The sequence below is a fragment of the Aliiroseovarius sp. S2029 genome, assembly GCF_023195575.1.
GTDB lineage: Bacteria > Pseudomonadota > Alphaproteobacteria > Rhodobacterales > Rhodobacteraceae > Aliiroseovarius > Aliiroseovarius zhejiangensis.
In genome coordinates, this window is record NZ_JALPQE010000001.1 from 629,287 (window position 1) to 647,619 (window position 18,333).

The window sequence follows — 18,333 nt, forward strand, 5'->3', positions numbered from 1 at the left end:
CGCCCTTTTTCGTCGCTCACTCTGCGAAAGCTCCTGCATAGCAGGTGCCGAGCACTCTGTCCCACCCACCATCATAGCTGCCGCGACGGGTGTCGGCATCGTCCCCCCAGATCTCCCACCCGGAATGGGTCAGTGTCACGCGGGTTGTGCCGTCATCCAGCCCTTCAAATTCCACATCGACCCGCGTCGGCGCGTCCGCGGTGTTGCCGGGATGCCATGTCATGGCGAACTTGCGTCCAGCCTCAAACTCCAACACTTTTCCCCAATCGCTGCGGCTGCCATCAAACATCGTCTCATAGACCGCACCACCGACATGCGGTTCGATGGTGACGGCCAGTGCCGCCTTGCCCTGCCCCGCCGACACCGCGTGCAGCCCCAGAGGCCACCATGATGTTGTGCGGTTCACGAATACATCGAATGCGTGATCAGGGTCGCAGGCCACCGTCACTGTTTTCACAATAGGATCAGTCATCTAAACCGTTGCCTCCGTTGATTTCATCAGCAAATCCATCCATGACTTTGTCCCAATAGCGATCCAGCCACGCCCGCAACTGCGCAAGCCCGTCCGGGCGCGCTGCATAGATATGGCGCGTGCCTTCCACCCGGCACAGGACAAGCCCGGCATCGGACAGAACCTTCAGATGTTGCGAGACCGCAGGACGGCTGATCGGCAGAGTCTTCGCCAAGGCACCGACCGGCTGCGGTGATTGGGCAATCGTCTCGAAAATCCTGCGCCGGGTCGGATCAGCCAGTGCTGAAAGTGATTCTTGGTAAGTCATTACTTACCGTAATCCATGACTTACCAAAAAGCAATAATCGCGGATGACACGTGCTGCCTGTCGGGATATTCCGGCAGGATGACTGACACTCCAACATCCCGCGACTGGGGCGGTGTCATATCTCTGGGCCTGATCTGGGGCGCGACCTTCATGGTCGTGTCTATCGCACTTGAGGGTTATGGCCCGGTGACCGTCGCCACCGCACGCACCACGCTGGGAGCCGTGGCGCTTTTGTGCGTCATGGCCGCATCTGGGCGCAGCCTGCCCCGCCCCGACGGCAGGCTTTGGGCCTATATCGCGCTGATCGGGCTTTTGTCGACGGCATTGCCCTTTGTCCTGCTGAGCTGGGGCCAGCAATATGTGCCCTCGGCCTTTGCCGGGCTGTCGATGGCGGCCATTCCCCTGATGGTTCTGCCGCTGGCGCATTTCTTTTCGGACGAGCCGTTGAACCTGCGCAAGTTCATTGGTGTGTCGCTGGGTTTCAGCGGCGCCTTGATGCTGATCGGTCCGGGGCTGGCGCAGCTTGGCCGGGGGGCCGAGCCGCTGGCGCAACTGGCCTGTATTGCCGCGGCCCTGTGTTATTCGGTCGCTTCGGTTTTCACGCGGCGCTGCCCGCCGGTCGATCCGGTCACGCTTGCGGCGCTGACGCTGGTCGTGGGGTCTGTCACGCTGCTGCCGATCATGCTGATCACGGAAGGTGTTCCGGGCTGGGCCGGGCCCAGATCCGGGTGGGCGATCATCGTTTTGGGTCTGGTCCCGACCGCACTTGCCACCTTGCTGCGGGTGTCGATCATCCGAAGCGCCGGATCGGTGTTCATGACACTGGTCAACTACCAGGTGCCTATCTGGTCGATGGTGTTCGGCGCCTGGGTCTTGTCTGAAGCCCTGCCGCTGCGGTTCTTTATTGCCTTGGCGATGATCCTGACGGGGCTGGCCATCAGCCAGTGGGTCAGTCTGAGCAAGATGCTGCGCGGTGGCCGAGCCTCAGCCCGCTGATGCGACCGTTTCAACCTCGGCCACGATGTCGTCCACAACCTGCATCAGCAGCGCATCATCCTCGCATTCGGCCATGACCCGGATCAAGGGTTCAGTGCCCGATTTGCGGATCAGCAACCGCCCCTGCCCGTTCAGCTTGGTTTCGGCCTCGGAAATGACGGCTTTCACGCTGTCGGATTCAAGCGGCGTTTGCCCGGCGGAATAGCGCACGTTTTTCAGAAGCTGCGGCACGGTGTCGAACACCTTGCACAGCTCGGACGCAGGCTTGCCGGTTTCGATCATGCAGGCCAGAAACTGGATCCCCGCCAGCAGCCCGTCGCCGGTCGTGGCAAAGTCGGTCATCACGATATGGCCCGACTGCTCACCCCCAAGGTTATAGCCGCCCGCGCGCATCGCCTCGACCACGTGGCGGTCGCCGACCTTGGTGCGCAAAAGCTCCAAACCCTGTGCCGCCATGAACCGTTCCAGCCCAAGATTCGACATCACCGTCGCCACCAGTTTGCCGCCCTTCAGGCGACCCTCGTTCGCCCAGTGACTGGCGAACAGACCCATGATCTGATCACCGTCTGCCACCTGACCCTTCTCGTCGATGATCATGATCCGGTCGGCGTCCCCATCCAGACAGATGCCCAGATTCGCGCCGGTTTCGACAACGGTGCGCGCGGCCAGCGCGGTGTCGGTCGACCCGCAGCCTTTATTGATGTTGGTGCCGTCTGGCGAAACGCCGACCGGCACGATCTCGGCCCCCAGTTCCCACAGGGTTTCGGGCGCGGTGCGATAGGCCGCCCCGTTGGCGCAGTCGATCACGACCTTGATGCCGGTCAGGCGCTTGTTCTCGGGGAAGGTGGTTTTCAAATACTCGGTATAGCGCATACGCCCTTCGTCGATCCGCTTGGCGCGGCCGATATTCTGCGGCTGCACCGGGTCCACACCCACATGGACCAGACGCTCGATCTCGGCTTCGTCCTCATCGGACAGTTTGAACCCATCAGGGCCGAAAAACTTGATCCCGTTGTCATGGAACGGGTTGTGCGAGGCCGAGATCATGATCCCCAGATCAGCGCGCATCGAATGAGTCAGCCGCCCGACCGCCGGGGTCGGTACCGGGCCAAGCAACAGCACATTCATGCCGGTCGAGGTCAGCCCAGCCGTCAGCGCGTTTTCCAGCATATAGCCTGACAAGCGGGTGTCCTTGCCGATCACCACGCGGTGGCCGTTCGATCCGTCACGGCGAAAATGCCGACCCGCCGCCGCGCCCAGTTTCAACGCCATATCTGCGGTCATTGGCCAGGTATTGGCCAATCCGCGCACCCCGTCGGTTCCGAATAGCTTCTCAACCACTGCTCTGCTCTCTTTCCATCATTGCCTGTTGCAGGCGAATGGCCTGCCGGGTCTCGTAGGTGTCATGGACCCGCAGGATCTGTGCCCCGTGTTGAATGCCGTGCAAGGCGACCGCCAGCGATCCGGCCATTCGATCTTTTGCATCTGCGGCCTGCCCGATGGAACCGATGAACCGCTTGCGCGACACGCCCAACAGGATCGGCAGACCCAGATCATGTAACAGCGACAAGTTTCTGAGCAAAGTCACATTGTGTTCCAGAGTTTTACCAAACCCGATGCCCGGGTCGGTCACAATCCGCTCACGCACGATGCCCCGGCTTTGGGCAAAGGCGATGCGATCTTCAAGAAAATCCATCACCTCAAACAGCACATCGTCATAGCGTGGGTCGTCCTGCATTGTCTCAGGTTGCCCTTGCGCATGCATCAGGCAGACCGGCACATCGCGTTCTGCAACCAGATCAGCCAGTTCCGGATCAAAGGCAAAGGCCGCCACGTCATTGACCATATCCGCTCCGGCATCCAGCGCGGCCTCGGCCACACGGGCTTTGCGCGTGTCGATCGAGATTGGCGTGGTGATCCCGGCCTCACGGATCGCGGCGATCGCGCGGGCGGTGCGGCGGATTTCTTCATCTATCGGCACCTCGGATGCGCCGGGGCGCGTGCTTTCCCCACCGATATCGAGAATATCAGCCTCGTTTGCCATCTGTCGGGCACGAGTGACGGCCGTCGCCAACGTGGCATGGTCGCCCCCGTCCGAGAAACTGTCCGGCGTCACGTTCAGAACGCCCATGATGCGGGGCCGGTCCAGCGACACGCCACAGAGGGACGGTCGAGGCGCGGTCAACCGCGCGCGGTCCGGTTCGGCGCAATCGGCAAGGGCAACCTGCGCGACCGGTTCGTCCCGGCGACGTGACAGCACCATATCGCACCACACATCCGCCGACCCGGCCAGTGACGGCCCAGTATAAGGCGCACCGATGCGCGCGATGGCTTGCAGGCGCGCGGTCACGGCAGATCCTTCAGAACACACGCGCCCTGCCCCACGACAGCAAAACCCTGCGCCCCCAAACCCTCGGCCAACCACCGGGCCAGAATCTGCGGGTCACTGTCACCCGGTCCGTCCACCGCATCCAGCACCAGCTTCGATGGTGCCCAAACGCTGATCTGGTTGTTTTTCATGCCCCAATCCAACTCGGTCCGTGTGCCCACAACGACACAACGCGGGTCGATGGCCGACAGCCGCCAGGCGTTTTGTTCGATTTCCAACAGGTCGATATGACGCTGCGCCTCCGCATTGGCCGCTTGCGGGCAACGTATGTGTGCCGGCCCGACACACAGCACGAAGGCGCGAGGATCGCTGTCGAGCCGGTCCAGAAATCGGGGAAGCTGGGGGTCCGTGAAGGCGTCGTTTCCAAGCAAGAAAACCTGCAAGTCGGGGGCCGTTCCAGTGTCGCGCTGCATGGACGGATTGTCACGAACGCGCATGATCTCAACCCCAAGCTTGCCGGGGCCGCGATCCAGTTTTTCGATCCGAACGAAAACGCGAAGTGGTTGTGGTTCTGCCAATATCCGTTCGGCAATTCGTTCTGCCAAAGTTTCAAGCAGGTTCAGACGTTCCGCCGCAAGCTCGGCCGTGATTGCTTCGGTGATCGCGTCATAGGACAGGATGTCATCGACATCGTCAGTCTGCGCTCCATCGCTCGGGGCGACCTCGACCACCACACTGAAGCTGAGCCGCTGGGTTGTGTCACGTTCGGATTGAAACGCCCCGATTTCGACCTCGACCACATGATCGCGCACCGATATGCGATCTGGCGTCACCGCATTGCTCTGCGCTGCCATGGCGCGCTGCTCCAATGGTCCAAAGGCGGCACTGGTGTCGTCTGTCATCGTGACCCTCATCCAAGATGCGGTCACATTGCCCTTTTTAAGGCCCCGATTGCCAGCGCAAAACGACGCAATCCCCAGCCTGCGCCGCCAATCTAGCGATAGAACCGATGCACCCCGATGCTGGCGGTTCGGGTCAGACGCCCGGCCCAACGCGGCTTGACAGCCGTGGTGTGGTAATGTGTGGCGCCCGAGGTCAACGTCCGGTCGATGCCGTCCAGGATCGCATGGGCCACCTTGCCCAGCCGGGCAAACGCGGCGGGTTCATTGATCACCTCGGGCCGCCCGTCGCAGGTGAAGGTGAACTGACAGGCATATTTGCGGCCCGTGCCCTGATGGATCACACCGCATACGGTATTGGGATAGCGTGGATGTTCGACCCGGTTCATAATGACCTCGGCCACCGCGAACTGACCCTTGATCGTTTCGCCACGCGCCTCGAAATACAAGGCTTCGGTCAGGCATTGCCATTCGGCATCCTGACGGGGCTTGGGCAATGTCGCCAACCATTTGGACGAATATTTCGTCGCCAGAACCTCGTTCGCGGCGTTTGCCTTTCGTGGTGTCGGCAAGGCACTGAGCGCCGCAATACGGTCGTCGTTCATCGCCCCAAGGGCCGTGCGGTCATGCAGCAAAAGCGCGCCGAACGGATTTGTGGTGCCCTCGGCAACGGCAACGGTCGACAGGGTCATTGGCGCCGCAGCAAGGCAAAAGCCCAGCGCCACCTTCTGAAGAAGCTGGAACATTCGTCATCCCCCCACACCGGATACGTTTGATTTCAGGGCGTCTGGGTAGCGAAAAAAGCGGCTTTGGTCCAGTCAGACAGGATGTCACAGAACGCGAACGGTTCGGGCAAGCGGCGCGAGCGGCGCCAGACCCTCGCTAAAAATCTTTCTTTATCAGACCTCTAAGTCAAAATCACGCGCTTGCCCCTCAAGCGCAAGATGGGCTGCCGCCAATCGGGCAATCGGCACCCGGAAGGGCGAACAAGACACATAGTCAAAGCCCGCATCACGACAGAATCGGATTGATTCCGGGTTGCCGCCATGCTCGCCACAGATCGACAGGGTCAGATCATGATTGGCATCGCGTCCCCGTGTCGCTCCCATTTTCAGAAGCTCGCCCACCCCGTCGGCATCCAGCATGTGAAAGGGATCTTCCTCGTAAACGCCCTGCGCCACGTATTCGCCCATGAAGCGCCCGGCATCGTCGCGCGACAGGCCATAGGTCATCTGGGTCAGGTCATTGGTGCCGAACGACATGAAGGCGGCGTGCTGGGCGATCTCACCCGCACGCAAAGCTGCACGGGGCGTTTCGACCATCACTCCCAACCGATAGGTGAAATCCGACCCGGTTTCGATGCGCACCTCGGCGGCCACTGCATCAACCCGCGCTTTCACCATCTCGACCTCGCGCTTGGCGGATACCAACGGAATCATGATCTCGGGCACGACAGGATCGCCGGATTTCGACGCCTCGACTGTGGCTTCGAAAATGGCGCGGGCCTGCATGTCATAGATTTCAGGCACAGTGATGCCCAAACGCACCCCGCGCATCCCCAGCATCGGGTTGAACTCCCGCAACCCGTCCACCCGGCGTTCGACATCACGCAGGTGCAGATCAAGTGCCTCGGCCAGTTCGCGCAAACCTTCGCGCCCATGTGGCAGAAACTCGTGCAGCGGTGGGTCGAACAGACGGATGCACACCGGCAAGCCCTGCATGATCTCGAACAATTCGGTGAAATCGGCGCGCTGCATCGGCAACAGGCGATCCAGCGCCGCGCGGCGATCTTCGGCGTGATCGGCAAAGATCATCTCGCGCATGGCCAGAAGGCGATCGTCGTCGATAAACATATGCTCGGTGCGGCACAAACCAATCCCTTCGGCGGCGAACATCCTTGCGTTGCGCGCGTCGGGCGGTGTGTCGGCATTGGCGCGCACGCCGATGTCGCGGAACTCGTCCACCCAGCCCATCAGCGTCTGAAACCCTTCGCCCAGCTCGGGTGGCAGCATGTTGACCGCACCGGCATAGGCTACGCCCAGCGCGCCATCAATGCTGATCACATCCCCTTCGGCAAACTCGCGCCCGTCCCCGGCGATCAGTTTGCGCTGCTTGCGATCCAGCGACAGGTCTTGCGCCCCCACCACACAGGGCAGACCCAGACCGCGCGCGATCACCGCTGCGTGGCTGGTGATGCCCCCCCGAACGGTCAGGATACCCTTGGCCGCATGCATCCCGCGAATGTCCTCGGGGCTGGTTTCGCTGCGCACCAGAACACAGTTTTCCCCCTGCGCCGCCATCGCCTGTGCGGCGCGCGCGTTGAACACGATCTTTCCCGTCGCGGCCCCCGGACTGGCGGCAATGCCCTTGGCAAAACGATCCCGCTTGTCGTTCGGGTCGAACTGGCTGTGCAACAATTCGCTAAGTGCACGCGGTGGAATGCGTAACACGGCCTCTTCCCGGCTGATGATCCCGTCATTGGCCAATGACACGGCGATACGCACATTGGCACGCTCGCTGCGCTGCACCCGCACGGCATCGAGGATGAACAGCTCTTCGTTGTCGATGGTGAACTCGATCTCCATCTCTTCGCGCAGGCGCGTCCGGCACAAATCGCCATATTTCAGAAGGTTGGCGAAGTTTTCCGGCAGCACTTCCTCGATCGAGCGCCCACGCGGGTCTTTCGTCAGATACATGACGTCGCGATCCTCGGCATCACTCAGCGCATCCCGCCCCTGGCTTTTGCACAGATAGCGACCGCGGATTTCCTGATACCCGGTCTGCCCGTTGACGAACTGGATGACCCCCGAGCCACAGGTGCTCTGCCCGACGCCCAGCGCCATTTTCTGAACCACCAGCCCAAGCCCCGCATCCGCAGGCGCCCCTTTCGCCTGCCGCAGCAGGCGCGCGGTCGTTCCTTCCCATGCGCGTGCCATCGAGCGAAGGATTTCGGCCAGTTGCTCTTTCGGGTCTTGCGGAAAATAGCTTTCGGTTTCTTCCTCATAAAGCGCAAGCGCGGCGCGCAGGGCGTCCGGAGATGAAGTCGAGAAGGCTTCGAACTCGTCCGGGTCCAGACGGCCGACATGCACGGCATAGGATTGGATGAACCGCAGATACAGCGCGTTGGCCGCTGTTTCTCCATGCGTTTTCGTCAGTTTGGCATGCACCGCGTCGTTCATGCCGATATTCAGGATGGCGCCGGGACCGCCCCAATCCGGGTCCTCCGATGACGGGCGCACCGAAACCAGCGGGTCCGACCCGAACAACGCCAGCATTGCCCCCAAATCGGGCATGTCGCCAGCCGAGATGCCGTGGACGGCATCAAAGCTCAGCGCGACCGTGCGCGGCACCGGCATGTCCAGCCGGATCAGGCGTTGCAGGCACTTCGCCCGTCCGCCGTGGCGCGCATTTTCTATCGCCGCTGTTGGCGTGATCTCAGTAAAGCTCATGGCCCCGCCTTTTTCTGCACCGCAGCACCGCAGTTACACGTCACCATAGCGCGCGCGGCGCATGGCACAAGGGCTACGTTGGATGCGATGTTCTGGCAAGAACCATGGCTTGAACAAGCCCTATGCCCGGATGGCCCCGTATCAACCCTCGATCCGGGACAGGTCTGCAACACCCGCGCAGATCATGCGGATACGGGACAGAAGGTTCAGCCGATTGCGGCGCACGACCTGATTGTCGGTGTTGATCTGAACGGCTTCAAAAAACGCATCAATCGGCGCGCGCAAATCCGCCATCGCGTGCATGGCGGCGGCAAAATCCTCGTCCTCCATCGCCGGTTTGATCGCGGCTTCGGCGTTGTCCAGCGCGGCAAAAAGCGCCGTTTCCTCGTCCGCTTCGGCGAATTTCACATCGGCGCCATAGGAGTATTCCACGCCGTCCTTTTCTTCGGCCTGTGCCAGAATGTTGCTGGCGCGTTTGACCCCTTGCAGCAGGTTCTCACCGTCATCAGTGGTCAGGAAAGTGCTCAGCGCCTCGGCACGCTTCACCAGCAAGGTCAGGTCGTCATTCTTCGGCATCGCAAGACAGGCGTCGATCACATCGTGACGAATGCCCTTGTCGCGGAGATAGACCTTCAGGCGGTCATGAAAAAAGCCCAACAGGTCGCGCGATGTATCGGGCAGGTTGTCCTTGATCTGTTCCAGATGCTTGGACAGATCACCGTCGAAATGATCCAGAACCGCTCGGATCGCCGCGCCAAAAACGCCGTGGTCGGCAATCTCGCTGTCCAGGTCATGCAAAAGCGCATCACGCACCGACCCGTTTTCGTTCAGGGCGATCTGATGGCGCAGCAGTTGCGCATCGAAAAGCTGATCAAGCGCAAGGCGCAGGTTGTTGTCCAAAACCAGCCGGATCACCCCAAGCGCCGCGCGACGCAGGGCAAACGGGTCTTTCGACCCGGTGGGCTTTTCATCAATCGCCCAGAACCCGGTCAGCGTATCCAGCTTGTCGGCCAGCGCCACGGCGACGGACACAGGCGCAGACGGCACGTCATCTGATGGGCCCAGTGGCGAATAGTGTTCGACCGCCGCAGTCGCGACCTCAACCGGATACCCTGCGGGGGCGGCATAATATTTGCCCATCAAGCCCTGAAGCTCGGGGAATTCATAAACCATCTCGGACGACAGATCGGCCTTGGCCCAGCGGGCGGCTTTCTCGGCCAGATCGGGATCGGCGCCAACGGATGGCGCGATGGCGCGCGCCAGTTGGGCGATCCGCTCGATCCGTTCGCCCTGCGTGCCCAGCTTGTTGTGGAATGTGACGTTTGACAGGCTGTCCAGCCACGCCTGCCCGCCGGTTTCCGCCACGCGCAAGTCGTTCTCCCAAAAGAACTTGGCGTCAGCCAGACGGGCCGACAGCACCTTTTGGTTGCCCGCCAGAATGGTTGCGCCGTGATCGGCAGTGTCGCGGTTGGCGACGGTCACGAACTTCTCGATCAAGCCTGTTTTTGGGTTCTTCACCGAGAAGAACTTCTGGTGTTCGCGCATCGAGGTTTGCAGAACCTCGGGCGGCAGCGGGATGAATTCGTCGGCGATGTCACCCATCAGGACCACGGGCCATTCAACCAGCCCGGCCACCTCGGCCAGCAGTCCCTGATCCTCGACGATTTCCAACCCCTGAGCGAAGGCGGCATTCTGCGCTTCGGCCCAGATATGATCGGCGCGTTCGTCCGGCGACAGGATCACCTTGGCGGCTTTCAGCTTGGCCTCGTAATCGGCGAAGCCCGTCACGGCGAAACGGCCCGGCGCCATGAACCGATGCCCTTCGGTGGTGTCGCCTGCGGTGATGCCGTCGACCTCAAACGGCACAACACTGGCCCCGGTTTCATCCGACAGGATGCACAGGATCGAATGCAACGGGCGCACCCAGCGCAAGCTGCCCGCCCCCCAGCGCATCGACTTGGGCCAGGGGAAGTTGCGGATCGTGGTCTCCAGCACCTCGGCGATGATCTCGGCGGCGGGGCGGCCTTTCTTTTGGATCAGCGCAAAGTAAACCGGGCCTTTCGGCGTGTCGCGTTCTTCCAACTGCTCACGGGTCAGGCCAGCGCCGCGCAAGAACCCTTCGATCGCCTTCTCGGGCGCGCCGACTTTCGGCCCCTTGCGTTCTTCACGCGTGTCGGGCGATTTGTCCAACAGCCCTTCGACCGCCAGCGTCAGGCGGCGGGGCGTAGACCGCGCGGCGGCACCGGCATAGGTCAACCCAGCCTCGACCAACCCGTCGGTCACGAGTTTTTTCAGATCTTCCGCGGCGCGTTTCTGCATCCGCGCGGGAATCTCTTCGGAAAACAGTTCAATCAGCAGGTCGGGCATATCGTTCACTCGCTGTATTTTTCGTTCAGCTGGTGCCAGGTGTAACCCCGGCCATCAGGGAAGATCGCGACGACACGGTCCACCCCGTCCTGAATATCGCGTTCGCCCAGAAAGGCGATGGCGTCCCCGGTTTCCAGCGCAGCGCCGATCTGGCTGGCGTCAAAACAGTCGAACCAGCCAGGCGCAGTCAGGGGCGTGGCGTTTTCGTAGGTCTCGAACGTTTCGGTCAGCATCGCAAGGCTCATCTTGGTGGTGAAGCAGCCCCGGAACCGAAGCGGAGAGCTGTCCGCGTCAATCCCCTGAAAGCTGTCATAGAGCACGATTTCGGGTTCACCCGTCACAACATTCGTCATGCGCAGCTCGGTGTTCAGCGACACGTCGTCGTAGAACGCGTAAAGCTGCAACCAATAGATCGCTATACCTGCGACAAGTGCTGTTACCACGATGAATATCCCGATGATCCTGCCGCTCACGCCGCGTCCTCGTCCGTCCAGCCGCCCGCGCGGGTTTGCACGAAGGCATCCGCACACAGCTTGGCCAGCGCGCGCACCCGCCCGATATAGGCCTGACGTTCAGTGACCGAAATCACACCGCGTGCATCCAGCAGGTTGAACAGGTGGCTGGCCTTGATGCACTGGTCATAGGCGGGATGCGCCATGACGATGCGTTTGCCGGTTTTTGGGTCCACATGCGCCTGATCAAGGATGGATTTGCATTCCGCTTCAGCCTCTTCAAACTGCTTCAACAGAACATCCGTATTGGCGATATCGAAGTTCCAGCGGGCGTATTCTTCTTCGGTCTGTTTGAACACATCGCCATAGCTCAGCGGGATCGGCGCGGAAGGGTCGTTGAACGGCATGTCCATCACGTGATCGACCCCAAGGATATACATCGCCAGACGCTCAAGCCCATAGGTCAACTCGCCCGAAACCGGGTGGCAGTCATACCCGCCGACCTGCTGGAAATAGGTGAACTGGCTGACTTCCATACCGTCGCACCAAACCTCCCATCCCAGCCCCCAGGCGCCAAGCGTGGGGCTTTCCCAATCGTCTTCGACGAAGCGGATGTCGTGCAGGTCCATGTCGATGCCGATGGCCTGAAGCGACCCAAGATACAGCTCTTGCAGGTTGGGTGGGCTGGGTTTGATCAGCACCTGATACTGATAATAATGCTGCAACCGGTTCGGGTTTTCACCATAGCGCCCGTCCGTCGGGCGGCGCGAGGGCTGGACATAGGCCGCGGCCCAGGATTGCGAGCCAAGTGACCGCAACGTGGTCGCCGGGTGGAAGGTGCCTGCGCCGACTTCCATGTCATAGGGTTGCAGCATCGCACAGCCCTGCCCGGCCCAATAGGTCTGAAGCCGCAGGATGATCTCTTGAAAGCTCTTTGGACGCGTGTCGCTCATTGCCCTGGCCTTGCCCATCTGGTCGTTCTCTGAATGTCAGCCTTCAATACGGCCTGCCCCCCACAGGGTCAACGCGTGAAAACCGTTGTTTCCGTGGGCGATTGCGGGCCAAGCATCCGTGATCGTCAGGATTCGCGCGAAAATTGAGGAAGCCGCTGGACCCGCTGCACGAAACTGTCATATTGCGACCCTGTTATTGACCATGTCCGGGGCAAACGTGTTATCTGCCCAGGACATTTTCCAGCCACGCCGCAAAGGCCACGAGGATTCATGACAAAACGCATTGCTGTTGCCCTTTACACCACGGTTGCGATCAGCCTGACCGGCCTGCCTGCTGCGGCTCAAACATCCGCGACAGCCGCCACCGGCGTACAGGCCGAGAACCTCTACTGGATCCAGATCGAGGCGCAGCCAACCTTGTCCGAGGCCGAGGCCCGCGCGCGCGTCTATGCCGCACGGCTCGACGGCGTGAACGGGTTTCGCATCGGGGGCAACTGGTACGGGATCATCCTTGGCCCCTATACCGAGGCCGCGGCGAATATCCAGCTTCGGTCGCTGAAAAACGCCCGACTGATCCCGCGTGACAGCTTCATCACATTCTCGAACAAACTGCGACAGCAGTTCTGGCCCGTCGGGGCCAATACGCTCAACACCAGCCCGCTTGAGGCATCGGACACCCCCGATCCGGCCACGGAACAGACGCCCCCCCCCGCCGAAGGCGATCAGCTTGCATCCGTGGCGCAACCGGACGCCACCGCGCCGGTCCTGACCGCCCCGGAACCGACACGCGACGAAACCCGGCGCGAGGCGCTGGACAGTGAACGGCTGCTGGACCGCGACGCGCGCAAGGCATTGCAGGTCGCGCTGCAATGGGAAGGGTACTACACCTCGGCGATTGACGGGGCGTTTGGGGCAGGCACCCGCCGGTCGATGGCGGCCTGGCAGACCGATCGTGGTTATGACCCGACCGGTGTTCTGACCACCCGCCAGCGCGACGAGGTTCTGACCGCGTTCCAGACTGTCATCGCCTCGCTGGGCCTGCGCCCCTACGAGGATGCACAGGCCGGCATTTCGGTCGCCATCCCCGCCGCGATGGTCGAGTTTTCCCGCTACGAAGCCCCGTTCGTCCATTTCGACAGCAAGGATGACAGCGGTGTGCGTGTGGTGCTGATCAGCCAGACCGGCGATCAGGATACGCTTTATGGCCTTTATGACATCCTTCAATCGCTTGAGATCGTGCCGGTCGATGGACCGCGCAAACGCAAGAAAAACGCGTTCACGATCGAAGGCGCGGATGGCAAGATCACATCCTACACGCAAGCCGAACTGGTGGACGGAACCGTCAAGGGCTTTACCCTGATCTGGCCTGTGGGGGACGAGAAGCGTCGCAACAAGGTCTTGCAGGACATGAAGGCCAGCTTCACCTCGCTCGGGTCGCAGGCGCTGGCCGATAATGCAGGGTTGGACGCGGCCACCCAAAGTCTTGATCTGCTGTCCGGGCTTGAAATTCGGCGACCCGCAATGTCGCGCTCGGGCTTCTATGTCGATGCCAAGGGCACCGTCCTGACCACCGCCGAGGCAGTCGCGGGATGCACGCGCATCACCCTGAACGAGGATTATGTGGCGGAAGTCACGGCAGTGGACGATGCCCGTGGCCTGGCGCTTCTGACCCCGCAAGACCCGCTGGCCCCGCTGGCCCATGCAGCCTTCCTGGCGGTTGATCCGCGCCTGAAATCCGATGTTGCGGTCGCAGGCTACAGCTATGAAGGGCGGCTGAATGCACCCAGCCTGACCTATGGCAACCTGTCGGAACTGACGGGTCTGAATGGCGAAGCCGAACTGAACCGCCTGACGCTGGCCGCGCTTCCCGGCGATGCCGGTGGCCCGGTGCTGGATGCAGGTGGCGCCGTGATGGGGATGCTGTTGCCAAACCAGGCGTCGAAAGGCCGCAGCCTGCCCGAAGATGTCAGCTTCGCCCTTGATGCCGCGTCTGTCACAACGTTTCTGGCCGAACACGGCATCACCCCGGATGCCACCGAAGCCAGTGCCACGCTTGATCCCGTTGATCTGAGCGCGCGCGCGGCGGACATGACCGTTCTGGTCAGTTGCTGGAAATAGGCAGTCATCTCATGGGTCGGCCCGCAGGATCACGCGGGCAATCCTAGCCGCGCCAGAACGTCATTGTGAACAGGACATAGACGGCCATCAGTTCCAGCCGGCCGATCAACATGGTGATGGCCAGGATCCACTTGGCGGTATCGTTCAGGCTGCCGAAGTTCCCTGCCGGTCCGATGATGTCCCCCAGTCCGGGTCCGATATTCGCCACCGCTGTCGCCGCCCCGGAAACCGAGGTCGTGAAATCAAGGCCCGTCATGCCCAAGAGCACGGCGACGATCCCCAGCGTCACCACGAAAAACACGAAGAACGCCATGACGGATGACAGGACGTCATCATCCACACGACGCCCGGCATAGCGCGGGGTGAACATTCCGTGGGGGGAATGGATCGACCGGATCTGCGCCTTGATCGACGAGAACAGAAGCTGATAGCGGAACACCTTGATCGAACAGGCAGTCGATCCCGCACAGCCGCCGATCAGGCCCAGAAAGAAGAAAACGACCACCGGAAACGCGCCCCACAACTGGTAATCGACGCTGGAGTAACCGGTGCCGCTGATGATCGAGGTGACATTGAAAATCCCCTCGCGAAACCCGTGTTCCAGATGGTCGCCGTTGGCGACAAGACGATAGATGGTCATCATGATTGTGATCGTCAGGATGATGATCAGATACACATGAATTTGCGTATCCCGCAGGATCGGCCGCGCGGTGCCGCTGAGCAGTTGGATATAGCGCACGAAGGGCAGGCTTGCCAGGATCATGAACACCGCAGCAACATATTCCGGCACCCCCTGAAAGGCCCCGAACGAGGCATCGGTGGACGAAAAACCGCCGGTCGAAAGCGTTGTCATTGCATGATAGATCGCCTCGTATGGCGGCAGGCCAACGGCCGCATAAAGCACGGCGCAGGCGATGGTCAGGACAAGATAGATCTGGCTGATCCGCCCGGCGATCTGGGCCGCGCGGGGCAGAACCTTGCCCATCGTATCAAACGCCTCGGAGCGGAAAATCTGCATCCCGCCCACTCGCAGTTCTGGCAGGAATACCATCGCCACGACGATGATCCCGATACCGCCATACCACTGCATGAGCGCCCGCCAGAACAAAAGGCCCTTGGGCATGTCGTCCAGGCCCGACAGCACGGTTGCGCCGGTGGTGGTCAGGCCTGACATCGCCTCGAAAAACGCATCGACCGGGCGCACGGCCACATCCGACAACACGAACGGCAACGCACCGAAGATGGGCAGCGCCAACCAGACACCGGTGGTCAGAAGAAAGGTCTGCTGGATCGACAAGCCTTTGCCGACACCATTGGCCGTGGCCAGCGCCATCGACCCGCCCACCATCGTCGTGATGACCGCACTTTCCAGAAAAACCGCCCAGTCCGCACTGCCGTAGTATAAATCGACCCCCATCGGGATCACCATCGTGACCCCCAGGGCGGCAACCAAAAGGCCGGTGACATATACGACAGGGCGCAGATCGAACATGGCGCAGGGTTGGCCCCGCGCAGACAAACTGTCAAGGATCAGTTCGCGTCCGAGTTGGCCTTGCGACCCGGGTGTGCCTGATCCGTCAGAACTTCGGGCGTGTGGTTAACCCACGTGAAACAAGGTCGAAAACAGCTTGGGATCAAGGCTCTCGGCCTCGAATGTTTCGCCTTCGGTTAGGATCGACACCGCATCATGGCTGTGCAGGCTTTCCTGGTGGCTGGCCACGATGCGGAAATCCCCGATCCGCGCATCTTTTTGCAGGTGGTCGCAGAACAGCCGGGCGGCGTCTTCGACAAAGATCGGGTTCGCGGCATTCAACTCGGCAAAGGCCTGTTCATCTTCGCGTTTCACCATCACCTGCGTTTCCGTCGGCACGGCGGCGCGACACAGGTCAATCAGATCCTCAAACCACAGCGTGTGGTTGGGCTGGTGAATTTTTTCGACCGAAATCCGCGCGACCGACCGTTGCGAATGCGGAGTGGCCAGTTGCCCGCGCATCTGGCGCGCGTGTTCGGACAGCTCCAGCGAACAAGGACAGGTCGAGGAATAGACATAGTCCAGATGCATGAACTTGCGCCGCTTGCCACGATGTTCGACCAATTCCAGCGCAATATCGTAAAACTGATAGCCTGACAGGCCAGACCGCAGGCTTTCCACCCGTGCGGGGTAGGAAAAGCGCATTTCGATGCGGGCGTCCAGGCTTTCCAGATCGGTCTTGTAATCGTCCAGCGCAGACTCGATCACATCGAAACTGAAGGTCTTTTCCGCATGGGCATAGAAGCTGCGCATGATACGCGACATGTTGATGCCCTTCTTGCCCGCCTCAAGGCTGACCGTGCCCGTGACCGAGGTTTCCAAGGTCACATCCGCCCCGTCGCGGGTGTGGTACCGGATCGGCAGGCGGAAGTTGGAAATACCGACATGCTGGATATGCCGCCTGGCCCCCTGAATCAGGCTGGCCGGGCCGTTTTGAAGGTCGGGCATCGACGCCTTGTAGGCCGCATCAGGTGTGAAGTTCGCCGGGTAATCGCGGCTGAGGTCAGGATAATTCGGCAGCTCCGTCCCCGGCAGAAGCCGTGCGATGGCCGGGTCCAGCCGCGCCACTTCGACCGGGTCGGCCTGGGCCGCCCAATCGCGCAACAGCGTCAGCGCCTCGCGCGCGGTGTCCGTGTCAGGGGTCGCCCCCCGCTTGCGCTTCATCTGGTTCATCTCGGACCCTCCGATCCTGTCGCACCCTTACAACATAAGTGTGTGACAGGAAATCTCCAAACGCGATGCGCGGGATGCGACCAATCAGGCGGCGTTTAGGGCCTGTATCAGATCCGCAATCAGATCCTGCGTATCCTCAAGCCCGACAGACAGACGCAGCAGGCCGGGGGTAATCCCCAGCATCGCTTTCTGTTCGTCAGGCAAGCGTTGGTGGGTCGTTGTCGCCGGGTGGGTAATGATGGATTTCGCGTCACCAAGGTTGTTCGAAATCACGATTATCTCAAGCGCATTGAGGAACCGGAACGCAGCCTCTTTCCCGCCCGCAAGCTCCAGCGCCAGTACGGTTCCTGCCCCGCCGACCATCTGGCGTTCAGCCAGCGCCCGGTCAGGGTGACTGTCCAACAGCGGATGCACCACGCGCGCCAGCTTGTCATGGCCTTCCATTGCGCGCGCAATCTCTAGCGCCGATGCGGCCTGTGCCTTCACGCGCAAGTCCAGCGTTTCCAGACCCTTCAGCATGACCCAAGCGTTAAACGGGCTCATCGCGCCGCCAGTGTGTTTCAGATAGGGTTCCAGGGTCTTGCGAATATAGTCCTGCGTGCCCAGCACGACGCCGCCAAGACACCGCCCCTGCCCGTCTACGTGTTTGGTCGTCGAATAAACGACCACATCGGCGCCCTGGTCTATGGCGCGGCTGAACACCGGGGTCGCGAACACGTTGTCCACGATCACCAGCGCGCCCACTTCATGCGCAATTTTTGCGACGCCTTCGATGTCGATCACCTCAAGCGCCGGATTGGACACGCTTTCAAAAAAGCAGACCGCCGTATCGCTGCGCACAGCCGCACGCCAGGCGTCAAGGTCGGTGCCGTCCACCAATGTGATCTCGACCCCGTATCGCGCAAGGATATCTTCAAGGACGTAAAGGCACGACCCGAACAATGCCCGCCCGGCGACAACGTGATCGCCGGCCTTCAGAACAGACATCAACGCACCGCTGACCGCAGCCATGCCCGACGCCGTGGCAAACGCATCTTCGGCCCCTTCCAGCGCGGCCATCCGATCTTCAAACATCGCCACGGTCGGGTTGCCATAACGGGCATAGATAAACTCGTCCCGGCTGCTTTCGATGAACCGGGCTTCGGCCTGTTCGGCGCTGTCATATACGAAGCCCTGCGTCAGAAAGATCGCCTCGCTGACCTCGTTGTACTGGCTGCGACGTGTGCCGCCATGCACGGCTGTCGTCCGTTTCGACCAACCCGTCTTTGCGTCTGTCATCTGCGCCGT

15 protein-coding genes are annotated in these 18,333 nt (G+C 61.3%); 2 read left to right on the forward strand and 13 right to left on the reverse strand.

The window, feature by feature from the left end; all coding sequences use genetic code 11:
- Positions 1-16: 16 nt before the first annotated feature.
- Together MUY21_RS03165 and MUY21_RS03170 are read right to left on the reverse strand one after the other, a co-directional pair.
- Positions 17-472 carry an SRPBCC domain-containing protein gene (locus MUY21_RS03165; RefSeq protein WP_191286398.1) on the reverse strand — a complete coding sequence of 152 codons (456 nt, stop codon included), beginning with the start codon at positions 470-472 and terminating at the stop codon, positions 17-19.
- Positions 465-779, reverse strand: a complete 315-nt coding sequence (locus MUY21_RS03170) for a metalloregulator ArsR/SmtB family transcription factor (RefSeq protein ID WP_248408922.1) — start codon at positions 777-779, stop codon at positions 465-467. Before MUY21_RS03170 ends, MUY21_RS03165 begins: the two co-directional genes overlap by 8 nt.
- 78 nt (positions 780-857) lie before the next feature.
- Between MUY21_RS03170 and MUY21_RS03175 the strand changes: the two genes are divergently transcribed.
- Entirely contained in the window at positions 858-1,775 is a 918-nt protein-coding gene (locus MUY21_RS03175) for a DMT family transporter (RefSeq protein ID WP_248408923.1), read from the forward strand.
- On the opposite strand, the gene glmM is transcribed toward MUY21_RS03175, so the two are convergent.
- The 8 genes from glmM to MUY21_RS03215 form a co-directional block, all read right to left on the reverse strand.
- Positions 1,764-3,116 (reverse strand): phosphoglucosamine mutase, encoded by a 1,353-nt coding sequence (glmM, locus tag MUY21_RS03180; RefSeq protein WP_248408924.1) that lies wholly within the window; start codon positions 3,114-3,116, stop codon positions 1,764-1,766. The two genes, MUY21_RS03175 and glmM, sit on opposite strands and share 12 nt — an antisense overlap.
- Positions 3,109-4,125, reverse strand: a complete 1,017-nt coding sequence (folP, locus tag MUY21_RS03185) for a dihydropteroate synthase (RefSeq protein WP_248408925.1) — start codon at positions 4,123-4,125, stop codon at positions 3,109-3,111. The genes glmM and folP overlap by 8 nt, the downstream gene beginning before the upstream one ends.
- Positions 4,122-5,006 (reverse strand): dihydroneopterin aldolase, encoded by an 885-nt coding sequence (locus MUY21_RS03190; RefSeq protein WP_248408926.1) that lies wholly within the window; start codon positions 5,004-5,006, stop codon positions 4,122-4,124. The genes folP and MUY21_RS03190 overlap by 4 nt, the downstream gene beginning before the upstream one ends.
- A 92-nt stretch (positions 5,007-5,098) precedes the next feature.
- Positions 5,099-5,749, reverse strand: a complete 651-nt coding sequence (locus MUY21_RS03195) for a cell wall hydrolase (protein ID WP_248408927.1) — start codon at positions 5,747-5,749, stop codon at positions 5,099-5,101.
- A gap of 153 nt (positions 5,750-5,902) precedes the next feature.
- A complete protein-coding gene (gene ppdK / locus MUY21_RS03200; protein ID WP_248408928.1) occupies positions 5,903-8,452 on the reverse strand; it encodes a pyruvate, phosphate dikinase in 2,550 nt (849 codons plus the stop codon).
- 141 nt (positions 8,453-8,593) lie between these two features.
- Positions 8,594-10,819: a glycine--tRNA ligase subunit beta gene (gene glyS, locus MUY21_RS03205; RefSeq protein ID WP_248408929.1), complete on the reverse strand. Its 2,226-nt coding sequence runs from the start codon at positions 10,817-10,819 to the stop codon at positions 8,594-8,596.
- A gap of 5 nt (positions 10,820-10,824) precedes the next feature.
- A complete protein-coding gene (locus MUY21_RS03210) occupies positions 10,825-11,292 on the reverse strand; it encodes a DUF6446 family protein (RefSeq protein WP_248408930.1) in 468 nt (155 codons plus the stop codon).
- The gene (locus MUY21_RS03215; RefSeq protein WP_248408931.1) at positions 11,289-12,224 is read right to left on the reverse strand and encodes a glycine--tRNA ligase subunit alpha; all 936 of its coding nucleotides are present in this window, start codon (positions 12,222-12,224) and stop codon (positions 11,289-11,291) included. The genes MUY21_RS03210 and MUY21_RS03215 overlap by 4 nt, the downstream gene beginning before the upstream one ends.
- Before the next feature lie 270 nt (positions 12,225-12,494).
- Between MUY21_RS03215 and MUY21_RS03220 the strand changes: the two genes are divergently transcribed.
- The gene (locus tag MUY21_RS03220; RefSeq protein WP_248408932.1) at positions 12,495-14,342 is read left to right on the forward strand and encodes a trypsin-like peptidase domain-containing protein; all 1,848 of its coding nucleotides are present in this window, start codon (positions 12,495-12,497) and stop codon (positions 14,340-14,342) included.
- Between the two features lie 43 nt (positions 14,343-14,385).
- On the opposite strand, the gene MUY21_RS03225 is transcribed toward MUY21_RS03220, so the two are convergent.
- The 3 genes from MUY21_RS03225 to metZ all read right to left on the reverse strand — a co-directional run bounded on the left by MUY21_RS03225 (position 14,386) and on the right by metZ (position 18,324).
- The gene (locus MUY21_RS03225) at positions 14,386-15,834 is read right to left on the reverse strand and encodes a TrkH family potassium uptake protein (RefSeq protein WP_191286408.1); all 1,449 of its coding nucleotides are present in this window, start codon (positions 15,832-15,834) and stop codon (positions 14,386-14,388) included.
- A gap of 105 nt (positions 15,835-15,939) precedes the next feature.
- Complete coding sequence (folE2, locus tag MUY21_RS03230; RefSeq protein ID WP_248408933.1) at positions 15,940-17,046, reverse strand: GTP cyclohydrolase FolE2; 1,107 nt, start codon at positions 17,044-17,046, stop codon at positions 15,940-15,942.
- An 84-nt stretch (positions 17,047-17,130) separates the two neighbouring features.
- Complete coding sequence (gene metZ, locus MUY21_RS03235; RefSeq protein WP_248408934.1) at positions 17,131-18,324, reverse strand: O-succinylhomoserine sulfhydrylase; 1,194 nt, start codon at positions 18,322-18,324, stop codon at positions 17,131-17,133.
- Between the last annotated feature and the right edge of the window lie 9 nt (positions 18,325-18,333).